This window comes from Pseudomonas sp. LB-090624 (genome assembly GCF_003205205.1).
GTDB lineage: Bacteria > Pseudomonadota > Gammaproteobacteria > Pseudomonadales > Pseudomonadaceae > Aquipseudomonas.
In genome coordinates this window covers 89,848-109,581 of sequence record NZ_QJRL01000017.1, presented here as the reverse complement: position 1 = coordinate 109,581, position 19,734 = coordinate 89,848, and the positions used below count along the sequence as shown (strand labels likewise).

At 64.2% G+C, this 19,734-nt stretch carries 15 protein-coding genes; 11 read left to right on the top strand and 4 right to left on the bottom strand.

Features of this window, described 5'->3' with window-relative positions:
• Positions 1 to 1,023: 1,023 nt before the first annotated feature.
• The 10 genes from DMX11_RS16915 to DMX11_RS16870 all read left to right on the top strand — a co-directional run bounded on the left by DMX11_RS16915 (position 1,024) and on the right by DMX11_RS16870 (position 13,136).
• Positions 1,024 to 1,923 carry a chemotaxis protein gene (locus DMX11_RS16915; RefSeq protein ID WP_110745544.1) on the top strand — a complete coding sequence of 300 codons (900 nt, stop codon included), beginning with the start codon at positions 1,024 to 1,026 and terminating at the stop codon, positions 1,921 to 1,923.
• Positions 1,924 to 2,010: 87 nt separating this feature from the next.
• Positions 2,011 to 2,322, top strand: coding sequence for a hypothetical protein (locus DMX11_RS16910; protein ID WP_110745543.1), 312 nt, complete (start codon positions 2,011 to 2,013; stop codon positions 2,320 to 2,322).
• Positions 2,319 to 3,053 (top strand): YkgJ family cysteine cluster protein, encoded by a 735-nt coding sequence (locus DMX11_RS16905; protein ID WP_110745542.1) that lies wholly within the window; start codon positions 2,319 to 2,321, stop codon positions 3,051 to 3,053. The genes DMX11_RS16910 and DMX11_RS16905 overlap by 4 nt, the downstream gene beginning before the upstream one ends.
• A gap of 165 nt (positions 3,054 to 3,218) precedes the next feature.
• On the top strand, positions 3,219 to 4,382 hold the full coding sequence (locus DMX11_RS16900; RefSeq protein ID WP_110745541.1) for an efflux RND transporter periplasmic adaptor subunit: 1,164 nt from the start codon (positions 3,219 to 3,221) through the stop codon (positions 4,380 to 4,382).
• Positions 4,379 to 7,471: a multidrug efflux RND transporter permease subunit gene (locus DMX11_RS16895; protein WP_110745540.1), complete on the top strand. Its 3,093-nt coding sequence runs from the start codon at positions 4,379 to 4,381 to the stop codon at positions 7,469 to 7,471. The genes DMX11_RS16900 and DMX11_RS16895 overlap by 4 nt, the downstream gene beginning before the upstream one ends.
• A 9-nt stretch (positions 7,472 to 7,480) precedes the next feature.
• On the top strand, positions 7,481 to 8,155 hold the full coding sequence (locus DMX11_RS16890) for a heavy metal response regulator transcription factor (protein WP_110745539.1): 675 nt from the start codon (positions 7,481 to 7,483) through the stop codon (positions 8,153 to 8,155).
• The gene (locus DMX11_RS16885; RefSeq protein ID WP_110745538.1) at positions 8,130 to 9,518 is read left to right on the top strand and encodes a heavy metal sensor histidine kinase; all 1,389 of its coding nucleotides are present in this window, start codon (positions 8,130 to 8,132) and stop codon (positions 9,516 to 9,518) included. Before DMX11_RS16890 ends, DMX11_RS16885 begins: the two co-directional genes overlap by 26 nt.
• A gap of 184 nt (positions 9,519 to 9,702) precedes the next feature.
• Positions 9,703 to 9,927, top strand: a complete 225-nt coding sequence (locus DMX11_RS16880) for a hypothetical protein (protein WP_110745537.1) — start codon at positions 9,703 to 9,705, stop codon at positions 9,925 to 9,927.
• A gap of 205 nt (positions 9,928 to 10,132) precedes the next feature.
• The gene (locus tag DMX11_RS16875; protein WP_110745536.1) at positions 10,133 to 11,467 is read left to right on the top strand and encodes an OprD family porin; all 1,335 of its coding nucleotides are present in this window, start codon (positions 10,133 to 10,135) and stop codon (positions 11,465 to 11,467) included.
• A gap of 178 nt (positions 11,468 to 11,645) precedes the next feature.
• Entirely contained in the window at positions 11,646 to 13,136 is a 1,491-nt protein-coding gene (locus DMX11_RS16870; protein ID WP_110745535.1) for a sensor domain-containing diguanylate cyclase, read from the top strand.
• Here DMX11_RS16870 and DMX11_RS16865 read toward each other — a convergent pair.
• A complete protein-coding gene (locus tag DMX11_RS16865) occupies positions 13,133 to 13,609 on the bottom strand; it encodes a PA2169 family four-helix-bundle protein (protein WP_110745534.1) in 477 nt (158 codons plus the stop codon). The two genes, DMX11_RS16870 and DMX11_RS16865, sit on opposite strands and share 4 nt — an antisense overlap.
• A 203-nt stretch (positions 13,610 to 13,812) precedes the next feature.
• Here DMX11_RS16865 and DMX11_RS16860 point away from each other — a divergent pair, with 203 nt between their 5' ends.
• Positions 13,813 to 14,034 carry a DUF3820 family protein gene (locus DMX11_RS16860; protein WP_110745533.1) on the top strand — a complete coding sequence of 74 codons (222 nt, stop codon included), beginning with the start codon at positions 13,813 to 13,815 and terminating at the stop codon, positions 14,032 to 14,034.
• A 60-nt stretch (positions 14,035 to 14,094) separates the two neighbouring features.
• Here DMX11_RS16860 and DMX11_RS16855 read toward each other — a convergent pair whose 3' ends face one another.
• The 3 genes from DMX11_RS16855 to ptsP are packed head-to-tail and all read right to left on the bottom strand — an operon-like array spanning position 14,095 to position 19,631.
• Complete coding sequence (locus tag DMX11_RS16855) at positions 14,095 to 15,834, bottom strand: PTS fructose-like transporter subunit IIB (protein WP_110745532.1); 1,740 nt, start codon at positions 15,832 to 15,834, stop codon at positions 14,095 to 14,097.
• Positions 15,831 to 16,778 (bottom strand): 1-phosphofructokinase, encoded by a 948-nt coding sequence (gene pfkB / locus DMX11_RS16850; RefSeq protein ID WP_110745531.1) that lies wholly within the window; start codon positions 16,776 to 16,778, stop codon positions 15,831 to 15,833. Before pfkB ends, DMX11_RS16855 begins: the two co-directional genes overlap by 4 nt.
• Positions 16,779 to 19,631, bottom strand: a complete 2,853-nt coding sequence (gene ptsP / locus DMX11_RS16845) for a phosphoenolpyruvate--protein phosphotransferase (RefSeq protein ID WP_110745530.1) — start codon at positions 19,629 to 19,631, stop codon at positions 16,779 to 16,781.
• Positions 19,632 to 19,734 lie beyond the last annotated feature (103 nt).

Below are 19,734 nucleotides of genomic sequence, written 5' to 3'. Positions count from 1 at the left end.
CGTGGTTTCTCTGGTGAGTGTTTGGTCTTCGCAAACTCAACGTTAGCCAAGAACCACGATGACCATCCTCTTTCGCCTGCAGGGCGCCTTCGGCTGGTTCAGTTACACCACTTCCCGGGACACGATCACCGCCTCGTTTGTACGACGCGATATCGCGCCATGTACCAAGGCGTTCGCGCGCAAATCCCCCAGAAATAACTGGCCCGAAACAACCGTAGGAGCGAGCGCAGCTCGCGATGCGCCGCGCGGGCGGCGCTCGGTCTCCCAGACGACGCACCTCTACCGCCATACCCTTACGAAGCCACACCGCATGGCATGAGATTGCGGAATGGCCGGGTATGTTTGGCGTGGGATTTAGGGTGTTGCAGAAATCGAGCGCCGCCCGCGCGGCGCATCGCGAGCTCCTACGTTTTTTTCTGGCCAGTCACGCCTGTGACAGGCGCGCGCGACCGCCTTGTTTTACGACGCGATCTCGCGCCATGCGCCAAGGCGCTCGCGCGCAAATCCCCCAGGAATAATTGGCCCGAAACAACCGTAGGAGCGAGCGCAGCTCGCGATGCGCCGCGCGGGCGGCGCTCGGTCTTCCACGCGACGCACCTCTACCGCCATACCCTTACGAAGCCACACCGCATGGCATGAGATTGCGGAATGGCCGGGTATGTTTGGCGTGGGTTTTAGGGTGTTGCAGAAATCGAGCGCCGCCCGCGCGGCGCATCGCGAGCTGCGCTCGCTCCTACGTTTTTTTCTGGCCAGTCACGCCTGTGACAGGCGCACGCGACCGCCTTGTTTGTACGACGCGATATCGCGCCATGTACCAAGGCGTTCGCGCGCAAATCCCCCAGAAATAACTGGCCCGGAACAACCGTAGGAGCGAGCGCAGCTCGCGATGCGCCGCGCGGGCGGCGCTCGGTCTCACTGGCAATACAAAAACCAAGGCGACCCCACCCACTGCCATCAATACCCTAAAGCCAGCCGCCAAAGCGCCGATAACCAGATATCCCCTGTTCCCCACCGAAGGTCACCATGACCACGCAAAAAGCCCGCGCGGACTCGCTGTCGCTGCTGCTGTTCACCCTGCGCAGCGGCAAGTTGATGGCTATCAACCTGCTCAAGGTCAGCGAAATCATCCCCTGCCCGCCGCTGACCAAACTGCCGGAATCGCACCCCAACGTGAAAGGCGTTGCGACGTTGCGTGGCCATTCGCTGTCGGTCATCGACCTGTCTCGCGCCATTGGCGAGCGGCCGCTCGAAGACCCGCAGGGCGGCTGCCTGATCGTCACCGAGATCAGCCGCTCGCGCCAGGGCCTGCACGTGCAGGCGGTCAGCCGCATCGTGCATTGCCTGAGCACCGACATCAAACCGCCGCCCTACGCGTCGGGCAACCGCTCTTTCATCACCGGCGTGACCCGTGTCGACAACACCCTGGTGCAGGTGCTGGACATCGAGAAAGTCATCCACGCCATCGCCCCGCCCGTGGCCGAACCACCCCACGGTACCTTGAGCGAGGAAGACGCCAGCCTGCTGGCCGCCGCCAACATCCTTGTCGTAGACGACAGCCAGGTGGCCCTGCAACAGTCGGTGCATACCTTGCGCAACCTCGGCATCGAGTGCCACACCGCGCGCAGCGCCAAGGACGCAATCAACGTTCTGCTTGAGCTGCAAGGCACCGCCCAGGAGATCAACGTGATCGTTTCCGACATCGAAATGAGCGAGATGGACGGCTACGCCTTCACCCGTACCCTGCGTGAAACCCCCGACTTCCAGCACCTGTACGTGCTGTTGCACACCTCGCTGGACAGTGCCATGAGCAGCGAGAAAGCGACCCAGGCCGGGGCCAATGCCATCCTTACCAAGTTCTCTTCGCCAGAGCTGACCGATTGTCTGGTGGTGGCCGCGCGTACCGTGGTGTTCGCCGAGCGCTGATATATTCAGCGACAAACTGCCCGGCTTGCCGTCGGGGGGGAGTCGGGCATAATTCTCCCCCTCGCAAGCAATTTGCCGGAATCGCGTATGAAGTTTCTCAGCTCCATTTTGATCAGCTGCGCCCTCTTCACCGGCCTTGCCCAGGCCTCCAGCGGCCAGGCCTGGAACGAGCAGCGCCAACAGATGCTCAAGGCCTGCCTGGCCGCCAGCCAGTTCAAGAACGCCCACGCCCGCGGCAAGCCCGTGGAATTCGATGACCAGGTGGGCATGAGTGCCTTGCTGATCGAGGGCGTCTACCCACAGAAGCACATGAAGCAGCGCACGGGCACCGAACTGTGCCTGTACGACCGTCAACAGCAACGGGCCTTCGTCAGTGAATGGAGCCCGGAGGCCAAGTGACCGACAGCTTGCGTTTCGGCTGTACCGGTTGCGGCAAGTGCTGTACCGGTCACCATGTGCCCCTGACTCTGGACGAAGCCCGCCGCTGGGCGGCTGATGCCGGCCAGGTGATCGTGCTGATCGAAGCCTTCGTGACCGACGGCCCGGGCATGCCGCCGGAGCAGCGTGAGCATGTGTTGCGCCGCTCATACCCTGTGCGCTGCGGCAACGGCGAAGCGCGTGTGTCGGTGACCTTTGCCGCGTTCAACCCTGGGCGTTGCCGCAACCTCGACGACAACGACCTGTGCATCATCTATGAACAGCGGCCGTTGGTCTGCCGCATCTACCCGGTAGAAATCAACCCGCATATCCCGCTGCGGCCAGAGAGCAAGGACTGCCCGCCGGAAGCCTGGCAGCAGGGGCCGGAGCTCATCCATGGCACGCAACTGGTGGATGCCGGGCTAAAGGCGCTGGTGCAGGCCTCGCGCCAGGCCGACCGCGAGGACATTGCCGCCAAGGTAGCGGTGTGCCAGGCGCTGGGCATGACCACCAGTGCGCTAAAAGGCAACGGCTTCACTGCCTATCTGCCGGACATGGGGGCGTTCGCTGCGGCCTTGGCACAGCGACCGGGTGATGATGGTACGCAGTGGAGCCTGCATGTTGAGGACGAGGCGCTGGTGGCCAGCTTGCAGGAGCAGGGTCTGCACACCACCCACGAGCCGCCAGTGTATTACGCCTTTATCGGTTTCTAGGCACACCACCAACCTGCTGGGTGTCGCACAACCCAACGGGGGGCGGCCGGAGAACTGAAACTGACATGCCTGTCAGCCAGCAGTCACGCTGCCGACCCGGTTCGGCGGCTATAAGATTGAATACTGACCACCGTTCCCACCCCACTGGCCAAGGTGCCCGCACCGATGCGACGTCCGTCCCGCTCTGCCCTACTTGCCGCCCTGGCACTGTTGGCCCTGGTAGTCGCTGGCAGCTGGTTCGCCCAGCGCCAGCCAGCCCCTGGCCCCCGCGCGCAAGCAGCCATCCCGGTGCGCGTGATCAGCGTCGCGCAGCAGGACGTGCCGCGCTACGCCAGCGCCATCGGCTCGGTGCTGTCGCTGCACAGCGTAGACGTGCGCCCACAGGTCGAGGGGGTGCTGACCCAAGTGCTGGTCAAGGAGGGCCAGTGGGTCAAGCAAGGCGACCTGCTCGCGACCCTGGACGACCGCGCCATACATGCCCAGCTCGACCAGGCGCGCGCCCAGCTCGGCCAGAGCCAGGCGCAGATTCAGGTAGCCGCTGTCGACCTCAAGCGCTACCGCCTGCTTAGCAGCGATGACGGCGTGTCCAAGCAGACACTCGACCAGCAGCAGGCACTGGTGAACCAGCTGCAGGCCACGGTAAAAGGAAACCAGGCGGCAATCGCCAACGCCCAAGTGCAGCTGTCGTATACCCAGATCCGCTCACCGGTAACCGGCCGTGTAGGCATTCGCAATGTCGACCCAGGCAACCTGGTGCGCACCAGCGATACCCAAGGCCTGTTCAGCGTCACCCAGATCGACCCCATCGCCGTGGAATTCGCCCTGCCGCAACAGATGCTGCCGACCCTGCAAAGCCTGCTCCAGGCCCCTGCGCCGGCACTGGTGCAGGCTTACATGGACGCCGACGGCGAACGCAGCCTGCTCGGCGAGGGTCATCTGGCCTTGATTGACAACCAGGTTTCCGCCACCACCGGCACCGTGCGGGTAAAAGCCGAGTTCGACAATAAAGCTGGCCGCCTGTGGCCGGGCCAGTTGGTCACCATACGCCTGCGTACCGCCGTGGAAGAAAACGCCCTGGTAGTACCGCCGCCGGTGGTGCAACGCGGGGTCGACGGGTATTTCGTCTACCGCCTGGAGGGTGACAAGGTCACCAGCGTGCCGGTCAAGGTGCTGTACCAGGACAGTGGGCTGAACATCATTGCCGGGGTCAAGCCGGGCGAGCGCCTGGTGCTCGATGGCCAGTCGCGGCTCAAGCCAGGGGCACGGGTCGAGGTCACCCCCGACGCCCCCGCACCGTCGGCAATGGCCGAGCGCCGGGGCCGGCCATGAATACCCGCAACGGTGTTTCGGCCTGGTGCATCGACCACCCCATAGCCACCTTGCTGCTGACCTTCGCCTTGGTGCTGCTGGGGGCCATCGCCTTTCCGCGCCTGCCGGTGGCGCCGCTGCCCGAGGCCGACTTCCCGACCATCCAGGTCACCGCCCAGTTGCCTGGCGCCAGTCCGGAGACCATGGCCTCCTCGGTGGCCACGCCCTTGGAAGTGCAGTTCAGTGCCATCCCCGGCATGACCCAGATGACCAGCAGCAGCGCATTGGGCTCGACCACACTGATTCTGCAGTTCACGCTGGACAAGAACATCGACACCGCCGCCCAGGAAGTGCAGGCGGCCATCAACACCGCCACTGCACGCCTGCCGCAAGACCTGCCCAACCCGCCGACCTGGCGCAAGGTCAACCCGGCCGACAGCCCGGTGCTGGTAATGACGGTCAGTTCCGACCAGATGCCCGGCAACGACCTGAGCGACTACGCCGAAACCCTGCTGGCCCGGCAGCTGAGCCAGATCGAAGGGGTCGGCCTGATCAACATCACCGGGCAACTGCGCCCAGCCATTCGTGTGCAGGCGCAACCCGAGAAGCTGGCGGCCATCGGCCTGACCCTGGCCGACCTGCGCCAGGCCATCCAGCAGACCAGCCTGAACCTGGCCAAGGGCGCGCTGTACGGCGAGCACAGTGTGTCGACCATTGCCGCCAACGACCAGCTGTTCCATCCCGAGGACTACGCCCAACTGATCGTCTCGTACCGTGACGGCGCCCCCGTGCACCTGAAGGACGTTGCGAAGGTAATCAACGGTGCCGAAAATGCCTACGTCAAGGCTTGGTCCGGTGACAAGCCGGGGCTCAACCTGGTGATCTTCCGCCAGCCCGGCGCAAACATCGTCGATACCGTGGACCGGGTCATGGCCGCCCTGCCCAAGCTGCAGGAGATGCTGCCGGCCTCGGTCGAGGTGTCGGTGCTGCAGGACCGCACCCAGACCATCCGCGCCTCGCTGCACGAAGTGGAGCTGACCCTGATGATCGCCGTGGTTTTGGTGATCGGGGTGATGGCGCTGTTCCTGCGCCAGTGGTCAGCGACCCTGGTGGTGTCCAGCGTGCTTGGCGTGTCGCTGATTGCCAGCTGCGCGCTGATGTACATCCTCGGCTTCAGCCTGAACAACCTGACTCTGGTCGCTATCGTCATTTCAGTGGGTTTCGTGGTCGATGACGCCATCGTCGTGGTGGAGAACATCCATCGCCACCTGGAGGCCGGCGATGATAGCCGCACGGCAGCGCTCAAAGGCGCCGGGGAAATCGGCTTTACCGTCGTGTCGATCAGCTTCTCGCTGATAGCCGCGTTCATCCCGCTGCTGTTCATGGGTGGCGTGGTTGGCCGGCTGTTCAAGGAGTTCGCCCTGACTGCCACTTCCACCATCCTGATTTCGGTGGTGGTTTCGTTAACCCTGGCGCCTACCCTCTGCGCGCTGTTCATGCGCCGCCCGCCCGGCGAGCACAAGGGCGGTTTTGGCGAACGCCTGGTCAAATGGTACGAGAAGGGTCTTGACCACGCCCTTGCCCACCAGCGCCTGACCCTCGGTGTGTTCGGGATAACCCTGGCGCTGGCCGTGGCCGGTTACGTGGCCATCCCCAAAGGCTTCTTCCCGTTACAGGACACCGGTTTCATCCTCGGCACCAGCGAGGCCGCAGCGGATGTGTCGTACCCGTCGATGATCGAAAAACACCAGGCGCTGGCGAAAATCATCGGTGCCGACCCGGCGGTGCGCGCGTTCTCCCACTCGGTGGGCGTCACCGGTAGCAACCAGACCATCGCCAACGGCCGTTTCTGGATCGCCCTGAAGCCACGTGGCGAACGGGATGTATCGGCCAGCGAACTGATCGACCGGCTGCGGCCCAAACTGGCCCAGGTACCGGGCATTGTCCTGTACATGCGCGCCGGCCAGGACATCAACCTCAGTTCCGGCCCTTCGCGCACCCAGTACCAGTACGTGCTCAAGAGCAACGACGGCGAGGCACTGAACCTGTGGACCCAGCGCCTGACCGAGCGGCTGCGAGAAAACCCGGCGTTCCGCGACCTGTCCAATGACCTGCAACTGGGCGCCAGCGTTACCCGCATCGATATCGATCGCCAGGCTGCAGCCCGCTTCGGCCTGACCACCACCGACGTCGACCAGGCGCTGTACGACGCCTTCGGCCAGCGGCAAATCAGCGAATTCCAGACCGATACCAACCAGTACAAGGTCATTCTCGAACTGGATGCGCACCAGCGCGGCAAGGCCGAAAGCCTCAACTTCTTCTACCTGCGCTCGCCACTGACCAACGAAATGGTGCCGCTCTCGGCGTTGGCCCATGTGGCGCCGCCCAGCACCGGGCCATTGTCGATCAGCCACGACGGCCTATTCCCGGCGGCCAACCTGTCGTTCAACCTGGCACCCGGTGTGGCATTGGGCGATGCGGTGAGCATCCTCGACCGCACCCAGCGCGAACTGGGCATGCCCGATTCCATCAGCGGCAACTTCCAGGGCGCGGCGCAGGCCTTCCAGAGCTCGCTGTCGAGCCAACCGTGGCTGATCCTGGCGGCGCTGGTGGCGGTGTATATCATCCTTGGCGTGCTGTACGAGAGCTTCGTACACCCGCTGACGATCATCTCCACCCTACCCTCGGCAGGCCTCGGTGCGCTGATTTTACTGTGGGCCATGGGCCAGGACTTCAGCATCATGGGGCTGATCGGCGTGGTGCTGCTGATCGGTATCGTCAAGAAGAACGGCATCCTGCTGATCGACTTCGCCCTCGAAGCGCAGCGCCAACAAGGCCTGACACCGGAACAGGCGATCCACCAGGCCTGCCTGACACGCTTCCGGCCGATCATCATGACAACCCTGGCCGCTCTGCTCGGCGCGGTGCCGCTGATGTTCGGTTTTGGCGCCGGCGCCGAACTGCGCCAGCCATTGGGCATTGCCGTGGTCGGTGGCCTGCTGGTCAGCCAGGCGCTGACGCTGTTCACCACCCCGGTCATATACTTGGCCCTGGAGCGCCTGTTCCACCGCCGCCAGGCTGCCCGCGAGGCAGCGCCAAGTGCCAGTTAGGACAAGACCATGCGTGTGCTGATCATCGAAGACGAAGAAAAAACCGCTGACTACCTGCATCGCGGCCTGACCGAGCAGGGTTTTAACGTCGACCTGGCGCGCGATGGCATCGACGGCCTGCACCTGGCCCTGGAGGGTGATTACGCGGTGATCGTGCTGGACGTGATGCTACCGGGTCTGGACGGCTACGGCGTGCTGCGCGCCCTGCGTGCGCGCAAGCAGACTCCGGTCATCATGCTCACTGCCCGCGAACGCGTCGAAGACCGCATCCATGGTCTGCGCGAAGGTGCCGACGACTACCTGGGCAAGCCGTTCTCGTTCCTTGAACTGGTCGCCCGCCTGCAGGCCCTGACCCGCCGTAGCAGCAGCCACGAACCCCTGCAGGTACAGGTGGCCGACCTGTGGATCGACCTGATGGCGCGCAAGGCCACGCGTGCTGGACAGCGCCTGGACCTGACTGCCAAGGAGTTCTCGCTGCTCAGCGTGCTGGCCCGCCGGCAGGGTGAAATCCTGTCGAAGACGGCGATTGCCGAGCTGGTCTGGGATATCAATTTCGACAGCGATGCCAACGTCGTCGAGGTGGCAATCAAGCGCCTGCGCGCCAAGCTTGACGGGCCGTTCGACAACAAGCTGCTGCACACCATCCGAGGCATGGGCTATGTCCTGGAAAACCGTGCGGGGTAACTCCATCGCGCTACGCCTGTCGGCACTGTTCATCCTGGTGGCACTGGGCGTGTTCCTGCTGATCGGCTCGGCGTTGTATCGCCAGGTCGACCGCAGCCTGGACCTGCTGCCACAAGCGGAGCTGGATGCGCGTTTCAGCGTGCTTGAATCCACCCTCAACCGCTTCGGTACGCCGGAGCATTGGGCCAAGATCAACAACAAGCTCAACTTGCTCAGCGAAGAGGACAAGCGCATTCGCTTCTGGGTGGTCAGCAGCAACCCGGCCTATGAATATGGCCACCCCAGCGAGCTGGTACGCGCCTTCGCCGAAGGCCCGCAGGGCATGCGCGACCTGCGCCTGCCCGAGCGGCCCTACCCGTACAAAGTGCTGGTGAGCGAGCTGCCGGCGCTGGGTGAACGGCCGTCGCTGCGCTTCATGATCGGTATCGATACCGAAACCTTCTGGCAGGCCCAGCACAGCCTGTTGGTAGCGATTATCGGCCTGGCGGTGTTTGGCATACTGCTGGCATCGGTACTGGGCTACTGGGTGGCGCGCATTGGCCTGCGCCCCTTGCTGGCACTGTCCAGAGACGCTCAGGCGCTGGCCCCCCCGCGCCTGAACGGGCGCCTGCAAACCCATGACCTGGCCCCGGAACTGGCGCAGTTCGCTGATGCCTTCAACGCCGCGCTCGACCGGGTCAGCCAGGCTTATTCGCGGCTGGAGGCGTTCAACGCCGACGTCGCCCACGAACTGCGCTCGCCGCTGACCAACCTGATCGGCCAGACCCAGGTGGCGTTAACCCGCGGGCGCAGCGCCGAGCACTACTTCGAGGTGCTGCAATCGAACCTGGAGGAACTGGAGCGCCTGCGCAGCATCATCAACGACATGCTGTTCCTGGCCAACGCCGACCAGGGCAGCAAGGCCACCGCCCTGACTCAGGCGTCGCTGGCCGAGGAAGTGGCGACCACCCTCGACTACCTGGACTACATCCTTGAGGACGCCCAGGTCAGCGTCAGCGTCAGCGGCGATGCCCAGGCGCCGATCGAAAAGGCGCAGTTGCGCCGGGCACTGATCAACCTGCTGAACAACGCCGTACAGCACACCGCACCGCACCAGGTGATCCAGGTGCAGATCGATGCCGAGCCCGAGCAGGTCAGCATCGCCGTGAGCAACCCTGGCCCGGCGATTGACGACGAGCACTTGCCATTGCTGTTCGAGCGTTTCTACCGGGTGGATGCCGCGCGCACTAACAGTGGTGGCGGTAACCATGGGTTAGGGCTGGCGATCGTCAAGGCGATTGCGCTGATGCATGGGGGGGAGGTGTTTGTGCGCAGTGGTGCGGGGTTGAATACCTTTGGCATGAGGCTGCCGCCCCATACCTGACAAGAGCTCGCGAACCACAAGGGCTCTAGCATGAGGCTTGGCGCCGAAAGTCCTATTGCTTTTGCAGGGATCGTTACCTTTTGCGCAACAGTGCTTATCGCACTTCGCTCTGTTTCAAGTGTATCGAAAGGACTAACTTTAGCTCGTCCTCATTAGCACTTGCACAGCAAGAAGGTAGTTTCAAATGTCCAACAGTATGGGTATTGCCAGCGTTTTCGTCCTGTCGTCCCTGTTGTTGTCGCCCTTGGCCATGGCCGAAGAATCCCCCGCTTTCGTCGCCCGTAATGCCGAGTTCAGCGCGGTCCATCAAGACGCCCGCGAGACCGTAGCTGCACAGCAGGCAGACGCCGCAAAAGACGTACCCCAGACAGCTTCCAAGGCTTCTGTCGATGCCAACGCCGACAGCTGATCAAGCGCTGTCGCTGCATCCGTTTTCCCTTGGCTACGCCATGGGCACCACCGGTGCCGATATGTTAGCCTTTTAAAGCCGCTGCCGATCAGCGGCTTTTTTTATGTGCTGTAACTCTCAGCCCGGCTGTAACGTTCACCTATAAAAAAGACGCACATTCAAAAATAACAACTGCCCCACCGTCAGACCAAAGGAGCTAGTACCGGTGCCTTCCGCGTTTCGTTTTACCCCGCTTTTCATTGCGTTGACTGCAACGATCCCTTACGCCGCCCAGGCAGATGAAGACAAGGCTGATGGCTTCATCGAGGGTTCGTCGTTCAACCTGCATTTCCGTAATGCCTACTTCAACCGCGACAACCACAACGCCGGCGTGCGCGACACCCGCGAGTGGGGCCAGGGCGCGGTGGCGCGCTTCGAGTCGGGCTACACACCAGGTGTGGTCGGGTTCGGCCTGGACGCCCATGCCATGCTGGGCCTGAAGCTCGACGGCGGTGGCGGCCATGCCGGCACCAGCATCCTGCCCGAGCACATCAAGGACGATGGCGAGCTGGGCGCAGCCCCGCACGCGTTCTCCACTGCCGGTGCCGCGGTCAAGCTGAAAGCCTTCGACACCGAACTGAAAGCCGGTGACCTGTTCCTCACCAACCCGGTGATCGCCGGCGGTGAAACCCGCATGCTGCCGCAGACTTTCCGTGGTGTGAGCCTGACCAACACCAGCGTCGACGGCCTGCTGCTCGAAGGCGGCCAGGTGAGCTTCACCCACCCGTACAACCAAAGCGGCCACCGCCGCATCGACACCTACTATGGCTCGCTCGGCGAGCACGACAAGAGCAAACACCTGAACTGGGCAGGCGCATCGTGGAGCGGTACCCCGAACATTACCGCCAACCTGTACGCCGCCGAGCTGAAGGACATCTGGAACCAGTACTACGCCGACTTCGACTACACCTACGTGGTCAACGACCTGGTCAGCCTGAACCCGGGCGTGCACTTCTACCATACCCAGGACACCGGCCAGGCCCTGCTGGGCAAGATCGACAACAACACCTACAGCGTGCACTTCACCGTCAACGCCGGTTACCACAGCGTTACTGCCGCCTACCAGCGGGTCAATGGCAACACGCCGTTCGACTACATCAACCTGGGCGACAGCGTGTACCTGGACAACTCGCGCATGTACTCGGACTTCAACGCCCCTAACGAGCGCTCGTGGAAGCTGCAGTACAACTATGACTTCGCGGGTGTCGGCGTGCCCGGCCTGACCAGCTCGCTGTCGTACTCGCGCGGTGAGGCGGACTTGACCAAGGCCACCCAGGACACCACCCACTACGACTACTACCGCGCCGACGGCAAGAACGCCACGCACTGGGAACGCGACCTGGACGTGAAGTACGTATTCCAGGAAGGTGACCTGAAAGACCTGTCGGTGCTGGTGCGCTATGCCACCCACCGTGGCAGCCAGGGCTATGCCTCGATCGACAGCAACAGCGACAACGATGAACTGCGGGTGATCGTCGATTACCCACTGAACGTGTTCTGATCTTGCGCGGCAAGCATCACCTATAACCCTGTGGTAGTGGGTTCACTCGCTACCACAGGTGTACACGGCTAATCGAAACTGCAGTAATCCGGGATTCCGTCGGACAAATCTTGTCCGACAATCTCTGCTTCCCTAGAATGTCGCCGCCGCGAATGGCCCTGTCCTTGCAGTAGCGAGCATGCCCACCCAATCCCCGCGTCTAGCACTCTACAGGTCGCACCCGGAGCTGATCCTCAACCTGGGCAGTTGCCTTGCCGTGCTCGCCATCGTGGCCATCGTCAGCTACCTGCTGGCCCGCGAGCGCGACAGCGTGGAGTTGTCGGCTGAGCGGGCGGCGAACAACATCGTGCAACTGATCGAAAGCGATATCCTGCGCAACGTCGAACTTTACGACCAGTCGTTGCAAGGCCTGATCTGGGCGGTCGGGCGCAAGGAGCTGCCGCAAATCCCGGGCCCGCTGCGCCAGCGCCTGCTGTTCAACGAGGCCTTCATAGACCCCAAGCGTGGTGACGTGCTGTGGCTGGACCGGCAAGGCAACGTGATCGGTGATTCCACCAGCAGCGTGCCGCGCCAGGCCAACTTAGGCGACACGGGGGTGTTCAAGGCGCATCAGCAAAACGCCAACCTCGGCCTGTTGGTAGGTCCGCCCTTCAAGGCCAAGCTCGGGGGCCTGGAATGGTCCATCAGTTTCAGCCGGCGCATTTCCGGCCCCCATGGCGAATTCGCCGGGCTGGCAGCCGGTGCGCTGCGCCTGTCGTATTTCAGTGAGCTGTTCAAGCGCCTGGACATTGGCGACGACAGCAGCATCAACCTGTTCAATGCCGACGGCCAGTTGCTCGCCCGCCAGCCTTCCCACCTGCAAGACCCGCTGATCGGCACCAACTACGCCGAACGGCCGAATTTCAAGCGCATTCTCAGTGAGCAGAGCGGCAGCTTCACCGCCCGTTCGGCTACCAGCGGCAAGCCGCGCATGTATACCTTCGCCCGGGTCGCGCAGCTACCGTTGATCGTGCTGGTGGTGCACTCGGCTGATGAGGTGTTCCAGTCCTGGCGCCGCACCGCCATTCTGGTCAGCGCGGCAACCGGGGTGCTGTGCGTGGGCATTCTCTGGCTGACCTTCCTGCTGGGTCGCGAATTACGCCGCCGCCACGACGCCGAACAGGGCCTGGCTACGCTGGCCGCCACCGACAGCCTGACGGGTCTGGCCAACCGCCGCCGGCTGGATCAGGTGCTGCGCCAGGAATGGGCCCGCGCCCAACGCAACCGCAAGCCGCTGGCACTGCTGATGGTCGATGTCGATCATTTCAAGGCATTCAACCAGCGACATGGTCATGCCGGTGGCGACCATGCCTTGCGCGAAGTGGCCAAGACCATCGAGGCGTGCATACGCCGGCCGGCCGATCTGGCTGCACGTTATGGGGGGGAAGAATTCCTGGTGGTGCTGCCGGAGACCGACCTGGCTGGCGCCCAGCTGCTGGCTGAACGCATCAGGGCCAGTGTCGAGGCACTGGCGCCCTTTGCCGACGATGCTCATTCAGTCACGGTGAGCATTGGTATCGGCCTGTCCGGCTCCCAGCACGACTTGACGCGAGTGCTGGGTGCTGCGGACGAAGCCCTCTACCGGGCCAAGGCCAAAGGCCGTAACCGGGTAGAGGGGCCCGAGACTTAAGAGCGTGCGCGGGCGGCGTTACGCAGGGCCTTGACCTGGTCATGGTTGCGCTGCACGCCTTGCAGCTGTTTTTCCACCAAGCTGTAAGTAGTATCGGTGGCAGTGCGGCCCAATTTGACCAACTTTTCGCGGGCTTCCTTGTAGGCCTTGAGGGCATGGTCCTCGCCACGTTCCACTTCGTTGAGCACCGCTTCTTCATCCTTGCCGGTGACCATCGACTTCAGGTTGACCCAACCGCGGTGCAGGTCGCCGCTGATGCTGGTGGAGGTTTCCGGGTCGCCGCCCAGGCGACGCACTTCGCTCTGCAATTCACCGGCAGCGTTGGCGCATTCGCCAGCACGCTGAACGAAGAACGCTTTCAGCTCTGGGTTCTTCACATCATCGGCCGAGGCCTTGAAACCTTTCTCGCCATCCTTGCTGTACTCGATCAGGTCGTTGAGCACGTCGATCGCGTCTTTGTTGGGGTTGCTCATGGTACGAACTCCTTGGCAGGTGATAGTCACCTTTACTGGAGCAGCGTTCGTGCCAACCCTGAGAATTCAATAAATTTCTTTTAAATCAATGCCTTATAAAAATACGAAGGAAGCGTGGTAGCGGTGTTCTGCATGATTGCCGCTTGGGCCTTCGTGCAGATTGCAGTATGGTCGGCGCTTTCCCACAGCCAGGTGCAGCACAGATGAAGCCGGAAACCCTCGAACTGCTGGTGACCCGGACCATGCCCTTTGGCAAGTACCAAGGGCGGGCCATTGCCGACCTGCCCGGGGACTACCTGGCCTGGTTCGCGCGCAAAGGCTTCCCGACCGGCGAGCTAGGTGGGTTGCTGGCGTTGATGCATGAGATCGACCATAACGGCCTGGGGGACCTGCTGGTGCCGTTGCGGCACAAACATGGGCGTTGACCTGTTCCGGCCCCTTGACGGGCACGCCCGCCAAGAGGCCATTGGCCCCGATGGGAATCTTTACCCTTTCACCGGCGCCACCGCCAATTCCACCCGCTCGCTTTTCTTGATCAGCGCATACACCACTGCCGTCAGCAAGCTGCCCGCCACGATCGCCAGCAAATACAGCAACGCATGGTTGATTGCATTGGGGATCAGCAGCACGAACAACCCGCCATGCGGCGCCATCAGCTTGCAGCCGAAATACATCGACAATGCCCCCGTCAACGCACCGCCTGCCACACTGGCCGGGATGACCCGCAATGGGTCCTTGGCGGCAAATGGGATCGCACCTTCGGAAATGAAGCACAACCCCAACGCCAGTGCTGCCTTGCCCGCCTCGCGCTCGCTCTGAGCGAACTTGCGCCGGGCCATGAAAGTGGCGATACCCAAACCGATCGGCGGCACCATGCCGGCGGCCATGGTCGCCGCCATCGGTGCATAGCTCGATGAAGCCAGCAGCCCCACCGAGAAGGCATAGGCAGCTTTATTGATAGGCCCGCCAAGGTCGACACACATCATTCCGCCCAGTAACAGCCCCAGCAGGATGGCATTGGTGGTGCCCATGCTGTCGAGGAAGTGGGTGAGGCCTTCGAGCATTGCCGCTACCGGTTGGCCAACCACGTAGATCATCACCAGGCCGGTGAACAGGCTGGCCAGCAGCGGAATGATCAGGATCGGCTTGAGCGCCTCCAGGCTGCTGGGCAACCGTGCCCAGCGGGCAATGGCCTTGGCGCTGTAACCGGCGAGAAACCCGGCGACGATGCCTCCGATGAAGCCTGCACCCAAGGTGCTCGCCAGCAAGCCGCCGATCATGCCGGGGGCCAACCCTGGGCGGTCGGCGATGGACCAGGCGATATACCCCGCCAGCAGCGGGACCATCAGTTTGAACGCGGCCTCGCCACCAATCTGCATCAGCGCCGCCGGCAACGTGCCCGGCTGTTTGTAGGCCTCGATACCGAACACGAACGACAAGGCGATGAGCAGGCCGCCAGCCACCACCATCGGCAGCATGAACGACACGCCGGTGAGCAGGTGCTTGTACACCCCGGCCTTCTCGCCCTTTGCCGCAGCCGTGACCGCTGCGGCGTCAGCGCTGCTTTCCACTTTGCCTTCCGCCAAGGCCTTGTCCAGGGTGGCCCGCGCCTGCTTCAGGGCGATGCCGGTGCCGCAGCGGTAGATGCGTTTGCCGGCAAAGCGCGCAGTGGGTACTTCGATGTCAGCAGCCAGCAGCACCACGTCGGCCTCTGCGATGGCTTCGGCAGACAATGGGTTGCGCGCACCGACCGAGCCCTGGGTCTCGACAGTGAGCTTATAGCCCAATTGTTGTGCGGCTTGCTGCAGGGCCTCTGCAGCCATGAACGTATGGGCGACGCCGGTCGGGCAAGCAGTGACTGCAACGATGCGCGCGCCTGAACGGTCAGCAACCACAGGGCTACCCGGCACCTCCCCCAGCAAGCGGGCGTTGGCCGCGGCTTCATCGAGGAAGCCTTCGCGGTCAGCCAGGGCGTGCGACGGCGTGCTCTGGAACAGGCGCTTGCCCACAAAGCGGGCCAGGTCCACGGGGCCGGTGCTGACCACCAGCACCCAGTCGGCCTCGGCGATCTGCGCTGCGCTCAGCTGCCGCTCGGGGTGTTCGGCATCCTGTACCTCGACACTGGTGCTCCAGCCACGCCGCTGGGCTGCGGCAGACAGCAAACGCGCACTCAGCACACTCGACACCTGGCCATTGGGGCAGGCGGTGACAATGGCAATGTTCATCGGCAACCCTCTTGTTGTTCTGTCAGTTGCACAGCGGCCTCCAGCAGTGCCAGTTGCTCGCGATCGCAAATACCGAAGCCGACCTGGGTTACGGCCTGGGCTGCGATGGCGGTGGCACGGATCAAGGTTTGCGCGGGCGCTTCGCCCAGCAACAAGCCGTGAACCATGCCAGCCACCAGCGAATCCCCCGCCCCCACCGTACTGGCGACCCGCACCTTGGGCGGGCAGGCATGCAGGGCCAGGTCATGAGTGAACCAGCTGACACCCTGCTCGCCCGCCGACACCACCACGTGTCCGACGCCACTGGCCAGCAGGCGCTCGGCGGCAGCGCGCTGTTGCACCGGGTTATCCACAGGCACCCCAAGCACTTCGCCCAGCTCTTCGGTATTGGGCTTGACCAGCCAGGGTGCGCTCTGCAGGCCGACACGCAGGGCGTCGCCGCTGCTGTCCAGGGCCACCTTGAGGCCTTGCCCCTTGAGTTGCTCGAGCAACTGGCGGAACCAGTCGGTATCGATCCCGCGCGGCAGGCTGCCAGCCACCACCACCGCGTCGTGGCCCGGGGCAAGCTGTTCCAGGCGGCGCAGCAAGGCACTGCGTGCCGCCTCGTCAACCTCCGGGCCCTGGCCGTTGATGTCAGTGACGCGGCCATCGGCCTCGACCAGCTTGATGTTGCTGCGGGTTTCGCCCGGCACGCGCACAAAGCAGTCGGCAAAACCCCGCCAGCCGATCAGCGCCTCGAACGGCTGCAAGTTGTCTTGCCCGAGAAAACCGCCAACGGTCACGCTGTGACCCAAGTCGGCCAGCACCTGGGCAACGTTCAGCCCCTTGCCGGCAGCATGGCTGTGCTGCGCCTGGCTGCGGTTGACCTGCCCCGGGCGCAGGGTGCCCAGGCCAACGGTGATATCCAGCGCCGGGTTCAGTGTGAGGGTGAGGATCTTGGCCATTCAGTAACGCTCCACCAGCGCGCGAACCGCCGCGGCGCTGTCCTGTTGCAGTGCCTCGCGCGCCAGGGCGCGGGCTGTCTGGTGATCGGCCTGGCGGACCAGGGCCTTGACTTCGGCAATACTGCGCGCGGCGACGCTGAGCTCGTCCACGTCCAGCCCCAGCAGCACGGCGACCGCCTGCGGGTCGGCGGCCAGCTCACCGCACACACCTACCCATTTACCGTGGGCGTGGGCGGCGCGTACGGTCATGTCGATCAGGCTCAGCACCGCTGGGTGCAGGCCGTCGGCCTGGGCCGAGAGGCTGGGGTGGCCCCGGTCGATGGCCAAGGTGTATTGGGTCAGGTCGTTGGTGCCGATGCTGAAGAAGTCCACTTCGCGCGCCAGTTGCGGTGCCAGCAGGGCTGCCGAAGGCACTTCCACCATGATGCCCAGCTGCAGGTCGGCCACAGGGTGTTCTGCCCGCAGGCGCTCGACCATGGCCCGCGCCTCGCGCCACTCGTGTACCTGGCCGACCATCGGGAACATGATGCGCAGCGGACGCTGGTCGGCTGCACGCAACAAGGCGCGCAACTGGTCTTCCATCACTTGCGGGCGCTGCAGGGTCAGGCGTACGCCACGCACGCCGAGAAACGGGTTTTCTTCGGCCGCGATCGGCCAGTACGGCAGCGGCTTGTCACCGCCGACGTCCAGGGTGCGCACCACCAACGGGCGCCCGTCCAGGCCATCGAGGACACGGCGGTATTCGGCTTCCTGGGTGGCCACGTCCGGGGCTTGCGGGTGGGCCATGAAAATCAGCTCGGTGCGCAGCAGGCCCACGCCTTCGGCGCCCTGCTCCACCACCTTGGCGATGCCGCTGCTGTCGCCGATGTTGGCGAACACCTCGACAGCGTGCCCATCGCGGGTGACGGCGGGCTCGAAGCGGCTGGCCCAAGCGGCCTGCAGACGCTGCTCGCGCAGGTCGCGCTCGGCCAGCGCCCGTTGCAGTTCATCCGCTGGCGGGGCGACGCTGACCAGGCCGCGCTGGCCATCGAGCAGCAGCGCTGTGCCGCTTTCCAGCAACAGTACCGACGCACCTGCGCCGACCACTGCCGGGATGCCCAGGGCACGCGCGACAATGGCACTGTGGGCGGTGGCACCGCCCTGGGCGGTCACGATACCGGCGACCCGTTCGGGGTCCAGGCGGGCGACATCGGACGGGCCGACTTCGGTCATCACTAGCACGTAGGGTTGCTCGGGCTCGACCTGCGCCTGCACGCCACACAACTGCGCCAGCACGCGGCGGCCAATGTCGCGCAGGTCGGCGGCGCGCTCGGCGAGCAAGGCATCGTGCAGCGATTCCTGCTGACGGGCCGCTGCTTCAATCACGGCCATCCATGCCGCGGCAGCACTTTCGCCCTGGGCCAGGCGCTGCTCGACATCGTCGCTCAGGGCAGGGTCGGCGAGCATTTCCTGGTGGGTGACGAAGATCTCGCCAATCGCCTTGTCGCTGCGCTGCACCAAGGCCTGCAGTTCGCCGTTCACGGTAGCCAGGGCTTCGCGCAGTTTCTGCCGCTCCTGCGCACACGATTCGCCGCGCAGGGGGTAGTCGAACGCCCGCTCCACGCACACATGCGCCGGGCCACAGGCAATGCCGGGGGCCGCACCCACGCCCTGGATGTGGCTGCCGGCCACGGGGGCCTGCAACACTTCAGGTACGAGATCGGCAACGGGTGCAACGCTCTGCGCCAGCGGCTCCACCTCCTCGCCCAATCCCTGTTCGATGGCGGCCAGCAGTACCGGCAAGGCGTCGGCGGCAATACTTGGCTCGGCCACCAGTTCCAGCGCCTGGCCGCGGCGGGCGCCAAGGCTCAGCAGCTTGCTCAGGCTTTTGACCGACACCGCCGGCTGCGCACTGTCGACCAGTCGCACACGGATCTCACCTTCAAAGCCTTTGGCCAATTGCGCCAGCACCTTGGCCGGGCGGGCATGCAGGCCATGGGGGTTAGCCAGCACGATACGTGCGCTGGGCCAATCGGCCGGCGCCTCGCCACCCAGCACTTCCAGCACGGCTCGGCTGCTGGTGGCCTGGTAGAGCGTCTGCCCGCGGCCTTCGATCAGCACTTCGCACAGGCGCTCGAGCAAGGCCTGGTGCGCAGCGCCGAGGCTGGCCAGGCAGAACAGGCCGTTGAGCGGCTGGTCGCGGTAACGCAACGGCTGTTGCGGGGTGATGAAGGCCAAGCCCGGCTGGCGCACCTGGCGCTCGCTGTGCAGCCACCACAAGCCCTCGCCCAGGGGCAGGGGCTCGGCCTGTTGCAGCACTGCGGCAAAGCCACTGTCAACACAGTCGGCGCGCTGCAACAAGCGGGCACCGCGCCAGGCCAGCTCGTCAAAATCTTCGGCTGGCAGGTTCAGGCCGACCAGTTGTGCATCCAGCGCCAGCGCCTGGGGCGCCCCCTGCAACAGCTTGAGCAGCGCTTCGGCAGAACCGGCCCGGCGCAGCGCTTGTGCCAGGTCGGTCTCGCCCAGGGCGCGGGTCAGCAGTTGCAGCAGGCGCAGGTGTTCGTCGGAACGGGCGGCGATACCAATGGCCAGGTACACCATCTGGCCATCACCCCAGTCCACCCCCTCGGGGAACTGCAACAGGCGCACGCCAGTGGCATACACCAGGTCACGGGTTTGCGGCGTGCCGTGCGGGATGGCGATGCCCTGGCCAAGAAACGTTGAGCCTTGCGCTTCGCGGGCCTGCAGCCCCTGCAGGTAACCGTCGGCGACCAGGCCATCGGCAACCAGCCGCTCTGCCAGCAGGCGCAGTGCCCCGGCTTTGTCGGCGGCCACCTGGCCCATGGCTATCTGCTCCTTGGCGAGCTCGAGCATGACCTTCTCCTTTTGCAGTTCCCGGTCGGGTACTGGAGTATTGTTGTGAAATTCACATAAAGGGCCAGTAAACAGCCTTGCACGGACGGCAGCCGAGGCAGAA

Excerpts from the sequence above, each read along its gene's own strand:
- DMX11_RS16915 (WP_110745544.1), top strand. The coding sequence starts at position 1,024 with ATGACCACGCAAAAAGCCCGCGCGGACTCGCTGTCGCTGCTGCTGTTC.
- DMX11_RS16910 (WP_110745543.1), top strand. The coding sequence starts at position 2,011 with ATGAAGTTTCTCAGCTCCATTTTGATCAGCTGCGCCCTCTTCACCGGC.
- DMX11_RS16900 (WP_110745541.1), top strand. The coding sequence starts at position 3,219 with ATGCGACGTCCGTCCCGCTCTGCCCTACTTGCCGCCCTGGCACTGTTG.
- DMX11_RS16895 (WP_110745540.1), top strand. The coding sequence starts at position 4,379 with ATGAATACCCGCAACGGTGTTTCGGCCTGGTGCATCGACCACCCCATA.
- DMX11_RS16890 (WP_110745539.1), top strand. The coding sequence starts at position 7,481 with ATGCGTGTGCTGATCATCGAAGACGAAGAAAAAACCGCTGACTACCTG.
- DMX11_RS16885 (WP_110745538.1), top strand. The coding sequence starts at position 8,130 with ATGTCCTGGAAAACCGTGCGGGGTAACTCCATCGCGCTACGCCTGTCG.
- DMX11_RS16880 (WP_110745537.1), top strand. The coding sequence starts at position 9,703 with ATGTCCAACAGTATGGGTATTGCCAGCGTTTTCGTCCTGTCGTCCCTG.
- DMX11_RS16870 (WP_110745535.1), top strand. The coding sequence starts at position 11,646 with ATGCCCACCCAATCCCCGCGTCTAGCACTCTACAGGTCGCACCCGGAG.
- DMX11_RS16865 (WP_110745534.1), bottom strand. The coding sequence starts at position 13,609 with ATGAGCAACCCCAACAAAGACGCGATCGACGTGCTCAACGACCTGATC.
- DMX11_RS16860 (WP_110745533.1), top strand. The coding sequence starts at position 13,813 with ATGAAGCCGGAAACCCTCGAACTGCTGGTGACCCGGACCATGCCCTTT.
- DMX11_RS16855 (WP_110745532.1), bottom strand. The coding sequence starts at position 15,834 with ATGAACATTGCCATTGTCACCGCCTGCCCCAATGGCCAGGTGTCGAGT.
- pfkB (WP_110745531.1), bottom strand. The coding sequence starts at position 16,778 with ATGGCCAAGATCCTCACCCTCACACTGAACCCGGCGCTGGATATCACC.
- ptsP (WP_110745530.1), bottom strand. The coding sequence starts at position 19,631 with ATGCTCGAGCTCGCCAAGGAGCAGATAGCCATGGGCCAGGTGGCCGCC.